The sequence below is a fragment of the Paenibacillus sp. PsM32 genome, assembly GCF_030433815.1.
Classification (GTDB): Bacteria; Bacillota; Bacilli; order Paenibacillales; family Paenibacillaceae; genus Saccharibacillus; species Saccharibacillus kyungheensis.
Window position 1 is genome coordinate 539,306 of the sequence record NZ_JARUWY010000001.1, and the last position, 17,904, is coordinate 557,209.

17 protein-coding genes are annotated in these 17,904 nt (G+C 40.3%); 2 read left to right on the forward strand and 15 right to left on the reverse strand.

Going from position 1 to position 17,904, the window contains the following annotated elements; genetic code table 11:
- Positions 1-54: 54 nt before the first annotated feature.
- From QCD85_RS02515 to QCD85_RS02565, 11 genes are all read right to left on the reverse strand, one after another.
- Complete coding sequence (locus tag QCD85_RS02515) at positions 55-1,140, reverse strand: phosphodiester glycosidase family protein (protein ID WP_301261544.1); 1,086 nt, start codon at positions 1,138-1,140, stop codon at positions 55-57.
- Complete coding sequence (locus tag QCD85_RS02520) at positions 1,141-2,019, reverse strand: 5'-3' exonuclease (protein ID WP_274170543.1); 879 nt, start codon at positions 2,017-2,019, stop codon at positions 1,141-1,143. It lies immediately after the preceding gene.
- A 148-nt stretch (positions 2,020-2,167) separates the two neighbouring features.
- Positions 2,168-2,611: a GNAT family N-acetyltransferase gene (locus tag QCD85_RS02525; RefSeq protein ID WP_301261545.1), complete on the reverse strand. Its 444-nt coding sequence runs from the start codon at positions 2,609-2,611 to the stop codon at positions 2,168-2,170.
- Between the two features lie 100 nt (positions 2,612-2,711).
- On the reverse strand, positions 2,712-3,146 hold the full coding sequence (locus QCD85_RS02530; protein WP_301261546.1) for a hypothetical protein: 435 nt from the start codon (positions 3,144-3,146) through the stop codon (positions 2,712-2,714).
- A 212-nt stretch (positions 3,147-3,358) separates the two neighbouring features.
- Positions 3,359-3,721: an arsenate reductase family protein gene (locus tag QCD85_RS02535; protein WP_273615439.1), complete on the reverse strand. Its 363-nt coding sequence runs from the start codon at positions 3,719-3,721 to the stop codon at positions 3,359-3,361.
- 71 nt (positions 3,722-3,792) lie between these two features.
- Positions 3,793-4,704 (reverse strand): RluA family pseudouridine synthase, encoded by a 912-nt coding sequence (locus QCD85_RS02540; RefSeq protein ID WP_301261954.1) that lies wholly within the window; start codon positions 4,702-4,704, stop codon positions 3,793-3,795.
- A gap of 84 nt (positions 4,705-4,788) precedes the next feature.
- Positions 4,789-5,355 carry a cob(I)yrinic acid a,c-diamide adenosyltransferase gene (locus QCD85_RS02545; RefSeq protein ID WP_301261547.1) on the reverse strand — a complete coding sequence of 189 codons (567 nt, stop codon included), beginning with the start codon at positions 5,353-5,355 and terminating at the stop codon, positions 4,789-4,791.
- Positions 5,356-5,385: 30 nt separating this feature from the next.
- Positions 5,386-5,931: a hypothetical protein gene (locus QCD85_RS02550; protein WP_301261548.1), complete on the reverse strand. Its 546-nt coding sequence runs from the start codon at positions 5,929-5,931 to the stop codon at positions 5,386-5,388.
- A gap of 165 nt (positions 5,932-6,096) precedes the next feature.
- The gene (locus QCD85_RS02555) at positions 6,097-6,306 is read right to left on the reverse strand and encodes an aspartyl-phosphate phosphatase Spo0E family protein (protein WP_273616262.1); all 210 of its coding nucleotides are present in this window, start codon (positions 6,304-6,306) and stop codon (positions 6,097-6,099) included.
- Between the two features lie 162 nt (positions 6,307-6,468).
- Complete coding sequence (locus QCD85_RS02560; RefSeq protein ID WP_204825077.1) at positions 6,469-7,671, reverse strand: aminotransferase class I/II-fold pyridoxal phosphate-dependent enzyme; 1,203 nt, start codon at positions 7,669-7,671, stop codon at positions 6,469-6,471.
- 90 nt (positions 7,672-7,761) lie between these two features.
- Positions 7,762-8,262 (reverse strand): Lrp/AsnC family transcriptional regulator, encoded by a 501-nt coding sequence (locus tag QCD85_RS02565; RefSeq protein ID WP_069327277.1) that lies wholly within the window; start codon positions 8,260-8,262, stop codon positions 7,762-7,764.
- Positions 8,263-8,466: 204 nt separating this feature from the next.
- Between QCD85_RS02565 and QCD85_RS02570 the strand changes: the two genes are divergently transcribed.
- A complete protein-coding gene (locus QCD85_RS02570; RefSeq protein ID WP_273615435.1) occupies positions 8,467-9,717 on the forward strand; it encodes an NAD(P)/FAD-dependent oxidoreductase in 1,251 nt (416 codons plus the stop codon).
- A 118-nt stretch (positions 9,718-9,835) separates the two neighbouring features.
- Here QCD85_RS02570 and QCD85_RS02575 read toward each other — a convergent pair whose 3' ends face one another.
- From QCD85_RS02575 to QCD85_RS02585, 3 genes are all read right to left on the reverse strand, one after another.
- Positions 9,836-10,456, reverse strand: a complete 621-nt coding sequence (locus tag QCD85_RS02575) for a hypothetical protein (RefSeq protein WP_273615434.1) — start codon at positions 10,454-10,456, stop codon at positions 9,836-9,838.
- Between the two features lie 42 nt (positions 10,457-10,498).
- Positions 10,499-10,897: a DUF350 domain-containing protein gene (locus tag QCD85_RS02580; RefSeq protein ID WP_204825671.1), complete on the reverse strand. Its 399-nt coding sequence runs from the start codon at positions 10,895-10,897 to the stop codon at positions 10,499-10,501.
- 108 nt (positions 10,898-11,005) lie between these two features.
- Positions 11,006-13,378 (reverse strand): endonuclease MutS2, encoded by a 2,373-nt coding sequence (locus tag QCD85_RS02585; protein WP_273615432.1) that lies wholly within the window; start codon positions 13,376-13,378, stop codon positions 11,006-11,008.
- Positions 13,379-13,682: 304 nt separating this feature from the next.
- On the opposite strand from QCD85_RS02585, the gene QCD85_RS02590 reads away from it, so the two are divergent.
- Positions 13,683-14,129, forward strand: coding sequence for a cupredoxin domain-containing protein (locus QCD85_RS02590; protein ID WP_301261549.1), 447 nt, complete (start codon positions 13,683-13,685; stop codon positions 14,127-14,129).
- Positions 14,130-14,220: 91 nt separating this feature from the next.
- On the opposite strand, the gene QCD85_RS02595 is transcribed toward QCD85_RS02590, so the two are convergent.
- The gene (locus QCD85_RS02595; protein ID WP_301261550.1) at positions 14,221-17,859 is read right to left on the reverse strand and encodes a hypothetical protein; all 3,639 of its coding nucleotides are present in this window, start codon (positions 17,857-17,859) and stop codon (positions 14,221-14,223) included.
- Positions 17,860-17,904: the final 45 nt, after the last annotated feature.

Consider the following 17,904-nt stretch of genomic DNA (forward strand, 5'->3'; position numbering starts at 1 on the left):
TCCATATTTGATCATATATGATATTGAAGTCGAGATGATGTCGACACTACTGCTTTATGAACCGCTTGCACCAAAAATTAACGTATTGCTTAATAAGCGTCCGGGTGCAGTAAGCATACGTCCATTTGCATACATTCCCGATGAAGCGCCTCCATCTAAATTCATCGCTTGTTTAGCGCCAAGCTTTTGCATAATAGCTGCCCATTGTTTCATGGTTGCTCCTGGAACAGTCGCAATCATCACCGAACCATCTGCCATTATTGCAATCCCACTACGTGCACCAGCAGCAGTCAAAATTTTGGGATCTTGGAATCCTTCTGCTTCTGCATTTAGAGCGATTTTGCTGTCTTTTACCAATCTTGGGCCTGCACCTACCGCAGTCACAACTTGTTGCCATGGAATATCTTTCCCATTGATATCCTGGTAAGCGATATTCATGTTGACAGTAGCACCTACCGTAAAGCGATCAGCCGCGTATTTCTGATCTCCTGTATACACGAGCACATATCCATTAGATGGAATTTTGGTTTTGTTGTTGTTTCCTTTATGCGTTACTTTGCCATTCACTATAGTAACTGCAATTCCACCTGTAAAGCCTGTATTTGTACCTCGATCAGACGTGTAGATAACAGATGTACTAGAAGCACCGGGAAGACGATTCACCCAGATAGCGTACCAGCTAGACGATTTGCCTGTTGTTGATTGCACTGTTCCTGTGACAGACAATCGCAACGAATCCATCAATGCTGTACCATTTGCCAAAAATCCTATCGTTGTTCCATATCTGCCCAAATGTGCGATACGACCGTTTTTAATTAACGTACCATAAGGATCAGGCGCACCACCATACGCTTCAAAAAATGCGCCATTGATAGCTGCTTGAGCACCATAATGTTTGACGATAGAAGATAAAGAAGCAGTCTGACCGACTTTTTGATTAGCTAGTCCTACGCCTGTTTTGGTTCCTTTGGGAATACGAACAGTCTGTACAGTAAATGTTCGTCCAGCAGCAGACACTTTTTGCGTTGCAGCTTTGATTCCTGACCCTGCTGCTACCGCTGAAGAACCAGCATTAGGTAGCAAGCACAGAATCATTACTATAGACAATATAGCGATCATTAAGCGCGATAATATTTTCATTTAAAATACACCTACGCCTAACATAGAACAAAGACTTTTGATCTCTAATTCTTCAAATTTCGTTAGAATGATATCATCTTCTAAAAGCAAAAGACTGGCATCCAGCGAACAGACGACAGGTACTTCACGATGAATCGCCGCCAAGCGATGAGACATATGAAGCATATCAAGATCATTTTCAATTTTTGTACGAATCGAAGGTGTTAATTGATCTAAATTTTCCAAAATTCCTGCGATTGTTCCATACTCTTTGACCAGCTTAATCGCTGTTTTTTCACCGATTCCTTTGACTCCTGGATAGTTGTCACTAGCATCGCCCATCAAAGCTTTCATATCAATAATCTGAGCAGGTGTTAATTCCTTTTCTTCCATTAGTGACTCAGGCGTATACACTTTGTAATTACCATAGCCTTTTTTCATAATAATCACGCTAGTCCGTTCATCCACTAGCTGTAACATATCATGATCTCCTGTCAAAATCAGAACTTCCATATCTGCTTCCAGCTCACGTGAAATGGTACCGATACAATCATCGGCTTCATAACCGGGCGCACTTAGATTAGGAATCCCCATACTTTCAGTTACTTCCAAAATCAAATCAAATTGCGGAATCAAATCATCCGGTGCAGCCGAACGATTTCCTTTGTAAGCAGCAAATTCTTCGGTACGAAACGTTTTGCTACTAACATCCCAACAACAAGCGATATGAGTAGGATTATACAGTTGTACAGCGTCCCATAGATAACGTACAAATCCGTAAATCGCATTCGTAGGAATCCCTGACTTTGTGCGACGAATATAACCGGATTGCGCTGTTGCATAATAAGCTCGGAATAACAGTGCCATTCCATCGACTAACATTATTTTTTGATCTTTCATTATCTTCACTTCTACCTTCTCTCTTCAATACAGATGAATCCAATCTGAGTATATCATACCGAATTTCTGCGACACTGTACAAGTATTCACAAGACTTTAAATTTTCTGCCTATTCTATATTGGGTTCTTTATTTTCATACTAATTTATTTATATCGTGCGACTCATAAAGATATCCACTTCATCTTCAGAATCAAGCTCAAATCCAAAACGTTCGTAAAGTCTTCGTGCCGGGCTACCTTGGAGTACATTGAGATGAACGACTTTACCTTGCAAATGAGGTTGAGCTAACAATTGATGAAGTGTCTGACTGCCTATGCCTTGACCTTGAACATCAGGATACATATAAAAATGCTCTAGCGTATAACCCTCCTGTTCTGGCTTTAAAGCAACGCAACCTGCTATCTTTCCTTCCACTTCGATCAACCATGTATGACTCGGATCAAAAGCATTACGAAAGCGCTGACGAACCTTATACTCATCAAATCGACCCAGACGGGTAAGATCTTCTTGCAGAACCATCGCCCGTAGTTCAGCCAATTGCTCTCTATGTATAGATGATGCTTGAACCAGATTAAGTTGTGATTTGTGCATAATCTCCATCCTTTAATCATTTATATTTATAAAAATCGCTCTATACCTGAGATGATCATGATCCATGTTCAGATATAAAGCGACTCCAATATATTATATATTATTGTTTTTTGATTTTGTACGTAAATTCCCATACCGCTTCATTACCAGAATAACGCCCTCTATTTTCGGTCACTGTGACCAACACTTTAACTGTTGAACCTTTGCTAGAGATCGAAGAGACATTTACTGTTTTGGTATTTTCGCCTTCGTCGGGAATTTTATCTTCTTCTACAACATAGCCATACAATTTGATACTTCCCTTCGAATCTACACTTACATTCATACTTTTGCCTTCATTGATTGCTTTACCAGCTACTTCTGCTGCAATAGCCCACTCATTGCCTACATGATCATTTGATACTAATCGTGCTTGTTCAAAAGTCACTTTGTACGTAGACGATGCAGCATACACAGGCGTAGATGCACTACTACTGAACAAAATTGCACTTCCTAACAAAAGAATCGCCGATGCTTTCGACCATACTTTATTCATACCCTTTTTCCCCCATTTTTGTAATTATAAATCACTCATATTATCGTTTCTTTTGCAGATAATGTAAATAAATAATTGTCTAGTGACTAGCTGTCTTGAATCATATAAACAACAGTAAACATAAAAAAAGCCTTTTGTCTGGCAAATATCTGCTCAGCAAAAGACTTTTGGACATACTCTTTAGGTAGATCGCTATATTATTCTTCCTAACTTTACGCTTTCCATGCTTCTTCATACATCGATTCTTTGAATCCTACTGTCACTTTATCCCCATCTGTTACAATCGGACGTTTAATCAATTTACCATTTTCAGATAACAATTGTAGTTGTTCTTGAGCATCCATAGATGGTAATTTTTCTTTTAGGTTCTGACTTTTATAGACTTCACCGCTGGTATTGAAAAATTTCTTCAATTCCAGTTCGCTATGTTCAACCAATTCACGTAATTGCTCTGCGGTAGGTGGAGATTCTACAATATGAATCAAGTTCAATTCATGACCTTCTGCACGTAACCATTTGATTGCATTGCGACATGTACTGCATTGTGGGTATTGATATACTGTTAATTTACTCATTGGCTGACATTCTCCTTTAATACTGGATTAAAAAATAATTTTATTGATGTGAGAATATTCCATCTTTACCGTCAAGCTTCCCGTCCTCGTAATTCTGCATCCAGTATTGCCAAATCTTCAGGTAATGGTGCATGAAAAAGCATCTCTTCACCTGTAACTGGATGTACAAAACCTAGCTCAACAGCGTGTAACGCTTGTCTGCCTGCAAGTTGATCCAGTTGAGCGATAAAGCTAGAAGGGTCTATATTATTGTCTGGTCGCGCGTAACCATATAACCGATCGCCAACCAATGGACAACCGATATGCTTCATATGTACCCGAATCTGATGGGTACGTCCGGTCTCTAATTCCAGTTCAACTAATGATACATCACGCTCTGGAAAAGATTCTAGCACTTGATAACGGGTAGCTGCTGGATATCCATCCGGTGTGACTACTCGCATATGAGGCTCAACCAGATCACGATCAATCGCTCCTTCGATGCGATCTTGCCGTATCGCCGGAATATGATGCACATAGGCGTGATATCTTTTCTGGACTGTATTCTGCATCATTTGTTCTGAGATATGTTGATGTACATACGGATTTTTGGCGATAGCCAGCACACCCGATGTATCTTGATCTAATCGATGCACCGGACGGAAGCGGAACTTCTCTCCGCGCTCTTGCCAGTAATGAACTACTCCATTTGCCAGTGTATCGGTGTAATGTCCACTCGTAGGATGCACGATAATGCCTGCTTGTTTGTTAACGATCAATAGATGCTGATCTTCATAGATCACATCGATCTGCTGTGCTTGTGGCAAAATATCATCGGATTGTTCTCGCTCCATCCGAATCTCTAATAGATCGCCTGCTTGTACTTTGACGCTTACATATACATGTTGACCGTTCAGCATTACCCCTTGCTCTGTCATTTTAAGACGTGAAAGCAATTTGCGTGAAATGCCCATCCGCCGTTGCATAATATTTTTGAGAATCATACCTTCATCTTGCGATTGGATCGTATACAGTATTGGTTCGTAATAATCGTTAGTATCGTTTTTAGCATTAATCACAATAGTCCCTCAATCACGTCGAAATACTTTTTGACTACGAATATATTCGATATCTGTGATGCCTGAACGCACATTCGCTGTACGCGCAATCACAAAAAAATAATCTGAAAGTCGATTTAAGTATTTACGCACATTTATATTAATATCTGTTATTGCACCCAGTGTTACCACTCTTCGTTCAGCGCGACGACATACCGTACGACACACATGTAGTGAAGCGGCTAACGGATGACCTCCTGGTAAAATAAACCGTTCTATTGGTGGATTTTCTTTCTCATACTGGTCAATCCACTGTTCCAATTGAACCGCTAATTCAGCATGGACTTTATACTTACTTTCATCTAATTCAACAAAGGCTAGGTCTGCTCCACAATCAAATAATTCATGTTGTATCGCCAGCAATTGTTCCTGAATATCTGCAAAGTGTTCACTATCCGCTATCGCCAATGCTTGACCGACAAAGCTATTTAGCTCATCAATCGTGCCGTATGCTTCAACTCGAGCATCGTCTTTGCTGACCCGACCTCCGATCACAGAAGTCTGCCCTTCATCACCTGTACGTGTATAAATATTCATTTGTCCCTCCACATGGATGATAGAACGATATTATTCTGTCATCGCTTTTAAGATTTTGAGCGATTTATTATAATCCGCAAACACAGGAATGGTAGCATACAGATTGTCCGGCGTATATTTGATTTGTTTGAAGATACTCATTTGATCGACAGGAATCGAGAATAGATGCTTTTCTTGTTTATCTACATCTTCTGCGGATGCACTACCCATCGTTACACCGCGAGCATATGTTTTGGAATCAAAATCTTTATCCAACACCATATGACCCCCATTAATCGAATAAGATTTCATATCATTTTCTGGCAAAATAATAATATCATCTTGTCGATCGACATATTCTAATGTTAACTTTTCAGCGGAGTAAATCGGTGTTGTATTGACTGTTATTTTCATTGTACTGCCAAGCTTGGTCTGCAAATCTTGTTTGACCTGATCTGCTAATTCTTGTGAAAATCCTTCACTACCCATAATAAAAACAGTCACTTGATTAGGATCTTTCGGTTGATCCCCACCACAAGCTGTCAAAACGAATACCATACTCATGCTTAGTAGTAATCCTTTTATACACAATTTCACCCAACGTTCCTCCTTCAATTCACTATATCCCATCATACCACAGCTATTTGACGTAAAAAAAGAAGCTCCTTTTTGAGGACCCTCTGTTGATTTCAGGCTATAAATGTTACATCGTATCCGCTATAACAAGATCGATCATATCTCAACATTCTGTTTTGATCTGAGTTATGAATGTTTTTGATGAGAGCGCATATATTCGTTAATTTTGAGGTCAAGCAACATGCTGATTTCAATAACAACTTCTGATGTAAAAGATTGCTCTTCCAAAAATAACTGTTCCATACGCATACGAAGCAAATAAATTTCATCCTCTAGGGAAAGTATCTGTGAAGACTTCTCTGAGGACGTAGACCATACTCCATTACTCTCTGCAATGTTATGTCCACGATATCCCGGCAAATTATATTCAGCGCAATACAAATAATCCCCTCCCTTGAGTCATGATTTCCTGCTTCCAAAGACCCATTATATCACAGGATCAAGCAAATGAAAGCAGGAAAATTGTTAATTCAAGGAAAAAAGAAGATTATGTGACAATTATTTTATTTTAGCTACGAATGAACCTATTCTTTCCAATGCTTCACTTAATTGTGCGACAGATGTAGCATACGAACAACGGATAAATCCTTCGCCACCTAACCCGAATACACTACCCGGAACAGCCGCGACTTTTCCTTCCACTAGAAGCTGTTGAGCAAACTCTTCAGAAGTCAGCCCTGTATTCTGAATACTTGGAAAAGCATAAAAAGCGCCTTGAGGTTCATGACATTCCAGACCGATACTGCGGAATCCATCGACAATCAGACGACGACGGCGATTATAGGACTCTACCATCTTATCTTTTTCACCTAATCCATTGGTCAATGCTTCTAAAGCGGCTACTTGACCCATTACAGGAGCACACATGACTGTATATTGGTGAATTTTGAGCATCGCAGAAATGAGATCACGATGACCACAAGCATATCCCATACGCCAACCTGTCATCGCAAACGCTTTGGAAAATCCACTGACCAAAATAGTCCGTTCTTGCATACCCGGAACCGATGCGAAGCTGACGTGCTTCGTACCATATGTTAATTCTGCATAAATTTCGTCAGAAATCACGATAAGATCATGCTTTTCGACCACTTTGGCAATCGGCAACCAATCTTCATACGTCATAATTGCCCCTGTTGGATTACTTGGATAACAAAGGATCAAAATTTTGGAACGTGGAGTAATCTGTGCTTCTAACGCTTCTGCCGTTAATTTAAAATTGTCTTTGGCAAAAGTCTCAATACCAACAGGGATTCCTCCACCAATAGCTGTAATCGGTGAATAAGAGATGTAACAAGGTTCAGGGATCAAAATCTCATCTCCCGGTGTAATCAGCGCGCGCAAAGCTAAATCGATCGCTTCGCTACCTCCGACGGTCACCAGAATCTCATCTTTCGGATCATAGGCAGTTTTGAATTCATTTTCCAAATAACCTGAAATCGCTTCACGAAGTTCAGGCATACCGGCATTAGAAGTATAACGTGTATATCCACGCTCTAATGAATAGACACAAGCTTCACGTACATGCCACGGTGTAATAAAATCGGGTTCCCCTACACCTAGCGTAATAATATCTTTGCTTGCACTCACCAGATCAAAAAACTTACGAATACCCGAAGGCTTAATATCTTGAACTAATGGTGAAAGGTACGAAGTCATCGACTTGGATGATCCGGTCTGTTGTTCATTATTGACAATCATAGCAATCCTCTTCCTTCAGCGCTTTATTCTGTAAGCGCGATTTCTTCTGCTTATATCAAAAAGAGTTGTGTATCACAACGAATATTCAGGTTATGGAGAGATAATCAAACGGCGGTCATCTTCGTGTTCTTCAAAGATAATGCCATCTTGCTTGTATTTTTTAAGGATAAAGTGAGTTTTGGTAGACAATACCGATTCAATAGGAGATAAACGATCTGAAACGAAGCTTGCTACTTCTTTCAAATTGGTGCCTTCTACTTCAACCAGAAGATCATAAGCACCAGACATCAAATAAACAGATTTTACTTGTGGATACAAATAAATGCGTTCTGCAATACCTTCAAATCCTCTGCCACGTTCCGGTGTAATCTGTACTTCAATTAACGCTGTGACTTTCTCGTCATCGACTTTACTCCAGTTCACTACAGATGTGTACTTCACGATCACATGCTCATCTTCCAATTCACGAATCGCTTGAGTCACTTCTGCTTCATCAACACCTAATAATGTAGAAAGAAGTTGTGGTGTGCGTCTTGCATCTTCTTTTAACAAATCTAATATTTGTAATTTAAGGTCGCTCAATTCTTTCATAATGTAATAGCCTCCAAGTGCGCAAGATTAATCATAAGTATGACATGAATCGCCCATTTCTGCCAACCCTCTGATTAGATCATTGTCTGTCAAACGATTATCTGAACGAACTGCTTCAAGAGGATAGCAATCAGGTTACTTAATGTTATTACTTAGACAGTCAGCACCGGTCGCCTATTATTATACCTTGAGGAGCGAAATATTATGGATTTGCACACTAACCGTACAGCCTGGGACAAAACACTATCTGAATCCGAGACACCGAAATACCAATCATTACAAGAAAATATTGCCTGTGATGTACTTATTATTGGCGGCGGAATGGGCGGAGCTTTGTCTGCGCGCGAACTTGCACATCGAGGCATCAATGTAGTGCTTGTAGAAAAATCAAAAATCGGTCAAGGTAGCTCTGTCGCCAATACCGGTTTACTTCAATATACTAACGATAAAATGATGACTTCTTGCATCAATACATTTGGCGAACAAAATGGCGTATTGTTTTACCGCCTTTGCCAGCAAGCGATGGAGTATCTAATCGACATTGCTCCAACATTACCGATTGATGCTCAGTTGATTCCACGTAGTAGTCTATATTATGCAAGTAATCCAGAAGATGTACCTGCTTTGAAAGAAGAATATGACAATCTCAAACGTTTTGGATTTGAAGCTGAATACTGGGATGCAGAAGAAATAGCCAAACGTTTTTCTTTTGAAAAAGCCGGTGGATTGTATACGCATGGCGATGCTGAAGTGAACCCTTATCGCTTTATTCATGCATTGATGGCTGATGCGATGAATCATGGCGCACAGTTATATGAAGGTGTAGAAATCACAAGTCATGTGGCTGATGATACAGGCGTTACCTGTTATGCGGGTAATATCGAGATTCGTGCACGTACTGTAATCTATGCTACAGGTTATGCAACTCAAGAAATGAAAAAAGAACGTGGCGCATTTCTAGAAACGACGTATGCGATTATGACGAACCCTGTAGAAAGTTGGGATGGTTGGCATGAGCAAAGTATGGTCTGGGAAACGACACGTCCATACCTGTATATGAGAACAACTGCGGACAACCGAATCGTTGTAGGTGGCTTGGATGAGCCATTTACAGATCCGGAATGGCGTGATGTTCGTATGGTGAAGCAATCTCAAAAGTTGCTAGAAGAAGTACAGACGCTATTTCCAAATGTAGGAGAGTTGTCGATCGATTATGCATGGGCAGCCGTATTTGGTTCTAGCCGTGATGGATTGCCTTATATCGGTGGACATCCTGATTATCCTCATAGTTATTTTGTTGAAGGATATGGCGGTAACGGAACAGTGTATAGCGCTATTGCAGCTCAATTGCTAGCAGATACGATTACTGGAATCGAGCGCCCTGAATTAGAACTGTTTGGATTGACTCGTACAACCAAGCCTTCCCCTGCAACAGTTGACGATATTGTGGTGTAATTCTACACTAGCCGATTTATTGCATAATCATACCTTCCTATATTACACAGCAAAAAGCTCTTATGCTCACCTATTATCAGGTAGAGAATAAGAGCTTTTTATTTATTGTTCGATATGCTTATTGTTCGTTTAAATTAGTAATCTTGTCGATAATCGCTACACGCTCATCTTCACATAGACTTTGATGCACATGGAAGCAACTTGGACATACATATACATTCACTTTAAATGTAGATGGTAAAATCGCTACATTTTTAGCTGTTGCAGGCAAAGGGGTAAATCCAGCTCCACCCATTGCTTGCGTACCTGCAAGCAACATATATTCCTGACAATGTGGACATTGCGGAATCTCTTCTTGCTGATCCAGCAATTGCTCTACATTTTCTTCATACTGCACCATGTTGAAATTCTCATCACCATATTGCTCAATCGTTTTGAGTGAAGATAGACTCGGTTGAGTAAATAGTTCTGCATCGTTCAACAGACTGGTTGCTCGGGAAGCAAAAGATTGTTGCTCTTCTTCAGGTTGAGCAACAGGTGCTACAGGAGCTCTACGAACTTCAGCAGGTGGCTTCTGTCCGCCTTCCACATACTCCTCATCTTCGTCTTCATCTAAAGCAATATTAAGCGTACGATAACCATTTAATTCATTATGACAGTGCGGGCACAATTCTTCCGGTCCAAATTCGGGGTCCCATACAATCTCACTATCACACCAAGGACATATTGTTGTATCCATGTTGTAATTCCTCTCATCACTCATATTTCAGTTCAATCTTGATTATAAAATAGTTGCCCCTATCACGTACGATAAGGAGATCGATATAATCATGGAGATCAAACCTACAGCTTTGTTATCTGCTGCAATTTCTTCGTCAATTTTAAAAACAGGTGTCAAAAATTCAAATATAAAATAAGCAGCTAGAAGTAAAACAAAACCGATAACCGACCAGCCGAGACTTTCATATACCGTACTATGCGCTTCGATCGAAAACCGCATAATATTACAAATCCCGAAAATCTTACCGCCTGTTGCCATCGCTACCGCTACATTACCGCGTCTTATTTCGTCCCAGCATTTATATTTGGCTACCATTTCAAAACACCATAGAAATACGATAAGCTGTAGTACAGCTACCGAGAAAAAACCGATCATCATCCCGACCGGATGTGCAAGCATCGGATCAATATAATCTTTCACGCCACTTCATAGCTCCTTCCGGTACTGAAATCATCTACAGACATTTCTATTCATTACGCATGAACACTGTAATGGTTTCAAGCCGGATTATTTCAGTACAGCTACAGTAACGCCATTGCCGCCTTCATTGTATTCACCGGTACGGAAACTTTTAACATGCTTATGACGACGCAAGAAATCTTGAATCCCTGTTCTTAGCACACCTGTACCTTTACCATGAATAATATAAATCTGACCCAGGTTCGCTAAAAAAGCTTCATCAAGAAAACGATCCACTTCCATTAATCCTTCTTCTACATTAGCACCACGTAGATCAAGTTCAGAGCGCATATTGTCTTCGCGTGAACGTTTGATCGTGGTTGCTTTCTTCTGTGGCTGTGCGTTGATCGTAGCGGCTGACTGTACTAATTCTAGATCGCTTAACGCTACTTTCATTTTTAAAATACCCATCTGTACGACAGCTTCTTTGGTTCCTGATAATTCTACGATATGTCCGCGTTGATTCAGACTATACACCATTACATCATCACCAGGGCCAAGTGGTTTGACTTTTTTGGACTCGGTAGAAGAAGCAGATTTCTTCTTCGCACGTTGCCCTGGTGTAGCATCATCCAATTGTTTGCGAGCTGCAATCAGCTTGTGATCTTTTACAGAAGCGCCTTCTTCTTGCGCAAGCTGGCGCAATGAACGAATCACTTCATCGGCTTCTTTACGCGCTTTTTCGATAATCTCACGTGCTTCTTCGTCCGCTTTTTCCAGACGTTTATCCCGTTGTTCTTCTAATCTAGCAAGATCACGTTCATAACGACCACGTAATTTCTCCATATCAGAACGCAATGTAGCTGCTGTATTACGATCTTCTTCTGCACTTAGACGATTACTTTCGAGGGAAGCGATCATATTTTCAACACGTTGATCTTCTTCTCCAACTTCGCCACGCGCAACATCAAGAATCTTTTCAGATAGTCCCAAGCGTGAAGCGATAGCGAATGCATTACTACGTCCCGGTACACCTATTAGCAAGCGATACGTAGGGCTTAAAGTATTCACATCAAACTCCATACTGGCATTGATCACGCCTTTACGATCATAAGCATAAGCTTTCAGTTCGCTAAAGTGAGTCGTTGCAATCATTCGACAACCTTGTGAATGAATATGCTCCAGAATCGCAATCGCTAACGCTGAACCTTCTGCCGGATCAGTTCCTGCTCCTAATTCATCAAACAACACCAGACTTTTTGGCGTCATTTGCTCTAAAATCGAGATAATATTGGTCATATGACTTGAAAATGTACTTAAATTCTGTTCGATACTTTGCTCATCACCAATATCTGCATAGATCGCATCAAATACACATAATTGACTGCCTTCATCAGCCGGAATAAACAATCCTGACATCGCCATCAGACTCAGCAATCCAACTGTTTTCAGTGTAACGGTTTTACCACCGGTATTCGGGCCGGTCACAATAATGCTGGTATGCTCATTGCCGAGTTCAAGATCAGTCGGCACTACATGAGCAAGTGGAATCAATGGATGACGTGCTTTTTTCAATTTCAAAAATCCACGATCATTCATCTTCGGCATTGTTGCGTCCATCGAGCGAGCTAATTTGGCTTTGGCAAAAATAAAATCAAGGTCTGCCAGAATATCAATATCGTAATTCAGCAATTCGACCTGATCCGAGACTTGAGCTGTTAGCTTCTGCAAAATCACTTCAATCTCGCGTTCTTCACGTAACTTGGCTTCACGTAGCTTGTTGTTCATCGCTACAATCGCTTCTGGCTCGATAAATAGTGTTGCACCTGAACCGGACTGATCATGAACAATACCACCGAAGTGAGCACGGTATTCTGCTTTGACCGGAATTACAAAGCGATCACCACGAATCGTTACTAATTGATCTTGTAACATTTTGGCTACACTTTGAGAACGGATCATACTGTCCAGCTTCTCGCGGATACGTACTTCACCTGAACGTAGTTCACGACGCACTGCTGCAAGTTCCGGGCTTGCTGAATCCATCACATGAGCAGAGTCATCAATACAAGCACGAATCGCTTTTTCCAGTGGACGTTGATCAGAGATCAGTTCGACCAGATCAGCTAGCATCGGTACAGGATTTTCTTCATGTACCATCTCGACATGACGACGTGCACGTCTACCGCCCATAATCGTATTTGCAATGCCTAATAGTTCACTTGGATTCAATGTCCCACCAATACGTGCACGACTCACGGCTGCACTGATATCAACAATCCCACCAAAAGGCGGAGTTCCTTTCAGACGATCAACCAATGTCGCTTCGTCTGTTGTTTGAAGTAACTTTTTGACATGCTCCAAATCGGTATCCGGTTGCAAAGCAAGCGCTGCGCGTTTACCGATAGAAGTAGCTGCATGTGAAGATAATGTATTCAAAATTTGACCATACTGCATGGTATGGAATATTTTTTCGTTCAACGTAATGACACTCCTCTAACTAGCAAATTCCTTTATAATATAATGCACTACTTCTTATTATACATCTAGACCAAATATTCACAAAATACTTGCAGGACAAATAATAAATAATGAGTATATGATCAAAAACTAACTGATCTCAATTGCTTTCTAAATGATTACTTAATGATTCGCATTTCTTTTTTTCGCCATATTTTATTTTAAATTTGATGATACCGGTTACTCTTTATGTAGAACAGAGTTATACTATTTATGAATATTGGCAATGATCATTATTATATATCACTATAGGAGGAATCAATGCATGTATACCCCATCTCAACCGAATACCAAAGTAAATACTTATAAAAGAACGCTGATTATCGTTAGTATGATGATCGCAGTCATGGTTCTTTTATCTGCTTGTGGTCAAAAAAATGAATCTGCTACCAATCAACCTCAAAGTGGTGTTACCGAGACAGGTGTTGCACCTGCTGATGGCACAGAACAATTGATGATTAAAGCAACCAATTATGCATTTGATCAAAAAGAATATCATGTCAAAAAAGGACAACCTGTACAGATCGTATTTGAAAGTGTACAAGGTAATCATGGTGTGATGATTCCAGCACTTAATGTCGATCTGGATTCACAAAATACAACAGCAACCGTTACTCCACAAGAAGCAGGTCAATTTGATATTGCTTGCTCAATCATGTGTGGTTCCGGTCATAGTACAATGGTTGCGAAATTAATCGTAGACGAAGCGTAATCGCTTATAGCTATTAAATATTATTAAAAAATCCCTTTCTGTTTCACTACAGCTAATATATGTAGTGATAAGCAGAAAGGGATTTTGATATCTAATTCTGATCCTGCTCGATTAATTCCATCCACTCATTGTATTCAATTTCCAGACGATGGTGCTGTTCTCGCAATTGTTCTAACTCACCTATAATACGTTCTTTCTCTTCACGCTGATCTTGCAGTTCGATATGAACCAATCGTAATTGGTGGGAAGACACTTCGTATTGCTGCAATATTTCTTGCATTTCTTCTGACTTCTGTGTTTCTACTGTAGCCAGTTGATCTTGTTGCTCACGCCATTCACGTTCTTGTTGCTCTAAACGCTCAATATGCTGTGCTTGCTCTTGTTGTAATTGCTCGGTTGCTTGAATACGTTGTTGCCATTCATTTAATTCTTGACGCAACTGATGGCTTTGCTGTTCTAAGCGTCCGATTTCTTCCAGATACCCTTCTTCATTACGACTCACTGTCCGATAATCTTCTTCCAGTTGAGTATACCGATCATTCCATTGATCGATATTATGATTCGCTTCTTGCAAAATTTGCTCTTGTTGACCTAGCTTATCTTGCAAAGCATGCAACTCTTGATTCAATGTAGCTACCTGAGCTTGTGCATCTTGATGATATTGCTGTTCTTGTGACCATTGAGTTTGTAACGTATGCAATTCATCTTCTTGTTCACTAGAACGCTCACGCCACATTTCCATTTCTTCCTGAATCGCTGATTTTTGCTGTTGCAGTTCATTTAACTGATCGATACGTTCAGACTGTAACTCTTCTAAATCTTGGTATTGATATTCTAATGTCTGACGTTGTTCTTCGATAACACGAAGCTGTTCTTCGAGTACCTGGCGTTCTGCTTGAGCATCTGTCCAGCGGGCTTGCAGACGATTCACTTCATCCTCTTGTTGCGTTGACAATTCGCGCCATGTCCCGGCTTCTTCGGTTGCAGTAATCATCTGTTGTTGTACATCTTCCAATTGTTGTTGAAGAGATGACTGCTCTTTTTCCAGTTGATGACGTTGTTCTTCCAGTGTCTGCAACTGTTGTTCTAATTGCCCAACCTGCTCACTCACTTGAGACAATTGAGCTTGCGCCTGTTCTACTTCTTGCTCTTGCTGGCTAGAAAGTTCGCGCCATGTCTCAGCTTCTTCTTGCGTATTGGCTAATTCTTGCTGCGCCTGATGAAGTTGTTGATTTAAAACACTCTGTTGTTCTTCTAATTGTGCTCTTTGCTGTTCTACTGTCTGCGCTTGTTGTTGCGTATCTAGTAATTGAGCTTGAATCCGCTCGACCTCTTGTTCCTGCTGTCCTGACAGCTCACGCCATGTCTCTGCGTCTTCTTGAGTAACCGTTAGTGTTTCTTTCAGTTCCACTAATTGTTGATTCAGATCAGATTGCTGTTCTTCTAATTGCTGAACTTGTGATTGAACTAATTCATGTGCTTCTTGTTCTGAAGTGTATTGCTGTTGTAAAGCTGTATATTGTTCTTGCACCTGAGCAAGTTCAGCTTGAATTTGAGATACTTCTTGTTCTTGTTGTGTTGATAATTCACGCCATGTTCCGGCTTCTTCTTGCGTTACAGTTAATGTTTCTTGAAGTTCTACCAATTGTTGCTGTAGCTCCAACTGTTCTGTTTCCAGTACATGTACTTGATTTTCCAGATCATTACGCTCGCTCTGGATACTGTTCGATTGTTGTTGCAAAGCCGTATATTGTTCTTGCACTTGAGCAAGTTCAGCTTGAATTTGAGACGCTTCTTGTTCTTGTTGTGTTGATAATTCACGCCATGTTCCGGCTTCTTCTTGCGTTACAGTTAATGTTTCTTGAAGTTCTACCAATTGTTGCTGTAGCTCCAACTGTTCTGTTTCCAGTACATGTACTTGATTTTCCAGATCATTACGCTCGCTCTGGATACTGTTCGATTGTTGTTGCAAAGCCGTATATTGTTCTTGCACTTGAGCAAGTTCAGCTTGAATTTGAGATACTTCTTGTTCTTGTTGTGTGGATAATTCACGCCATGTTCCAGCTTCTTCTTGTGTTGCTGTGAAGGATTCTTGAAGTGTACTTAGCTGTTGATTCAGATCATGTTGTTGCTCTTGTAGTTGCTGTGCTTGCGTCTGTACAGATTCATGCTCGTTCTGTAACTGTTCACTGGTTGCTTGTAATGATTCATACTCTGCTTGCACTGTAGCATATTGTTGTTGTAGAGACGTATATTGTTGCTGTTGCTGTGCAAGTTCGGACTGAGCTGTCTGTAATTCCTGTTCTTGTTGATCAGATAATTCATGCCATGTGTCTACTTCTTCTTTGAGCGTAGCGTTTTCTTGACGTAGTTCAGTTAATTGTTGATCCAGTTCTGACTTTTGTTCTTCCAATTCGTTAAGCTGTTCTTCTATCGCTACACGCTGTTCTTCCAATACAACTTGTTGCTCTTGAGCTTGTGACCATTCTGCTTGAATACGAGCCACTTCTTGTTCTTGTTGACCGGATAATTCACGCCATGTTTCTAATCTTTGTTTGGTAGCGGATACTTCGTTTTTAGCATCTGCTAATTGTTGTTGCAAAATAGACATTTGTTCTTTGGTTGCAGATGCTTGCTCTTCCAACGTTTGACGTTGCTCTTGAGCTTGTGTTAATTCGACCTGCACTTTTTGTACTTCTTGCTCTTGTTGCTGTGCTAATTCATACCAACGATTGGATTCTTCTTTGGATTCTGCTATCTCTTGCTGAGCAGTATCGAATTGTGCTTGTACTACTGTCAATTGTTGTTGAGATTCGCTTAATTGCTGTTCTAATTGTTGTTGTTCTGCTTGTACATTTGTTAAATGAGCTTGTACTGTCTGCAACTCCTGCTCTTGCTGTACAGACAATTCGCGCCATGTCTCGGATTCTTCTTGCGCTTCTGCTATTTGTTTGGTGAGCTGATCATGTTGTTCTTGTAATCCTTGTAACTCTGTCAGTGTACGTTTGTTATTTTCCTCCAGTTCGGCATGATCTTGTTGCACACGATCATGTTGTTCTTGTAACAGTTGCAACTGCTCTTCTAACTCCATTACTCGCAAACTGGCCACTTCTTCATTTTCAGTCAAAAGATTAATCTCACTGCGTAGATTTTCTGTCGTTTGTTGCAGATTTTGTTCCAGTTCTACATTGGATTTCAAAGCTTTTTGAAGAGCTTCTTCAGCGATTTTCCATTTGTGCTGTATTTGTTCGTTATTTAATTTGTGTTCTTGATTTTGCTGTTGTAATTGTTTATTTTGGCCTTCCGCAGAAGTTAACTTTTGCTGAGTCTGTGTTAATTGAGTAGATGTTTCTTTTACATTTTTTTGTAATTGTTCATTGGTCGTCGTTTGTTGTTGATTGTCCTGTTGTAATTTCTGAATCAATTCTTGTTGTTGAGCTTTTACACTTTGCAATTGTTCTAGCTCTGTATTTAAGCGCTCTTGCTCTGCGATCGCTTTGTCAAATTCAGACTGATTGATCTGGGCATTAATCGATTCTTCCGCCATGTGTACAGCTGCTAATACAGCTAATTTAGCTTTATCTAAATGAGAATGAGCTTGCGATATATCGTTCATATGCTCGTCTACATAACGAGCAATTTGTCTCATATAATCGGCACTCGTGCCAACTAATTTATAAGTTGTTCCATAAATATCCACGTTTACTCGAATACGTTCGGGTGTCGTCACAATCGTGCCCTCCTTTACTTCTTCTGTTTATTCTAGTTGGATGTA

Bases quoted from the DNA above. Each gene is read 5' to 3' on its own strand.
- QCD85_RS02535 (WP_273615439.1), bottom strand. From the start codon at position 3,721: ATGAGTAAATTAACAGTATATCAATACCCACAATGCAGTACATGTCGC.
- QCD85_RS02515 (WP_301261544.1), bottom strand. From the start codon at position 1,140: ATGAAAATATTATCGCGCTTAATGATCGCTATATTGTCTATAGTAATG.
- QCD85_RS02565 (WP_069327277.1), bottom strand. From the start codon at position 8,262: ATGAAAGAATTGAGCGACCTTAAATTACAAATATTAGATTTGTTAAAA.
- QCD85_RS02525 (WP_301261545.1), bottom strand. From the start codon at position 2,611: ATGCACAAATCACAACTTAATCTGGTTCAAGCATCATCTATACATAGA.
- QCD85_RS02540 (WP_301261954.1), bottom strand. From the start codon at position 4,704: ATGATTCTCAAAAATATTATGCAACGGCGGATGGGCATTTCACGCAAA.
- QCD85_RS02575 (WP_273615434.1), bottom strand. From the start codon at position 10,456: ATGGATACAACAATATGTCCTTGGTGTGATAGTGAGATTGTATGGGAC.
- QCD85_RS02560 (WP_204825077.1), bottom strand. From the start codon at position 7,671: ATGATTGTCAATAATGAACAACAGACCGGATCATCCAAGTCGATGACT.
- QCD85_RS02590 (WP_301261549.1), top strand. From the start codon at position 13,683: ATGTATACCCCATCTCAACCGAATACCAAAGTAAATACTTATAAAAGA.
- QCD85_RS02545 (WP_301261547.1), bottom strand. From the start codon at position 5,355: ATGAATATTTATACACGTACAGGTGATGAAGGGCAGACTTCTGTGATC.
- QCD85_RS02520 (WP_274170543.1), bottom strand. From the start codon at position 2,019: ATGAAAGATCAAAAAATAATGTTAGTCGATGGAATGGCACTGTTATTC.
- QCD85_RS02580 (WP_204825671.1), bottom strand. From the start codon at position 10,897: ATGCTTGCACATCCGGTCGGGATGATGATCGGTTTTTTCTCGGTAGCT.
- QCD85_RS02570 (WP_273615435.1), top strand. From the start codon at position 8,467: ATGGATTTGCACACTAACCGTACAGCCTGGGACAAAACACTATCTGAA.
- QCD85_RS02530 (WP_301261546.1), bottom strand. From the start codon at position 3,146: ATGAATAAAGTATGGTCGAAAGCATCGGCGATTCTTTTGTTAGGAAGT.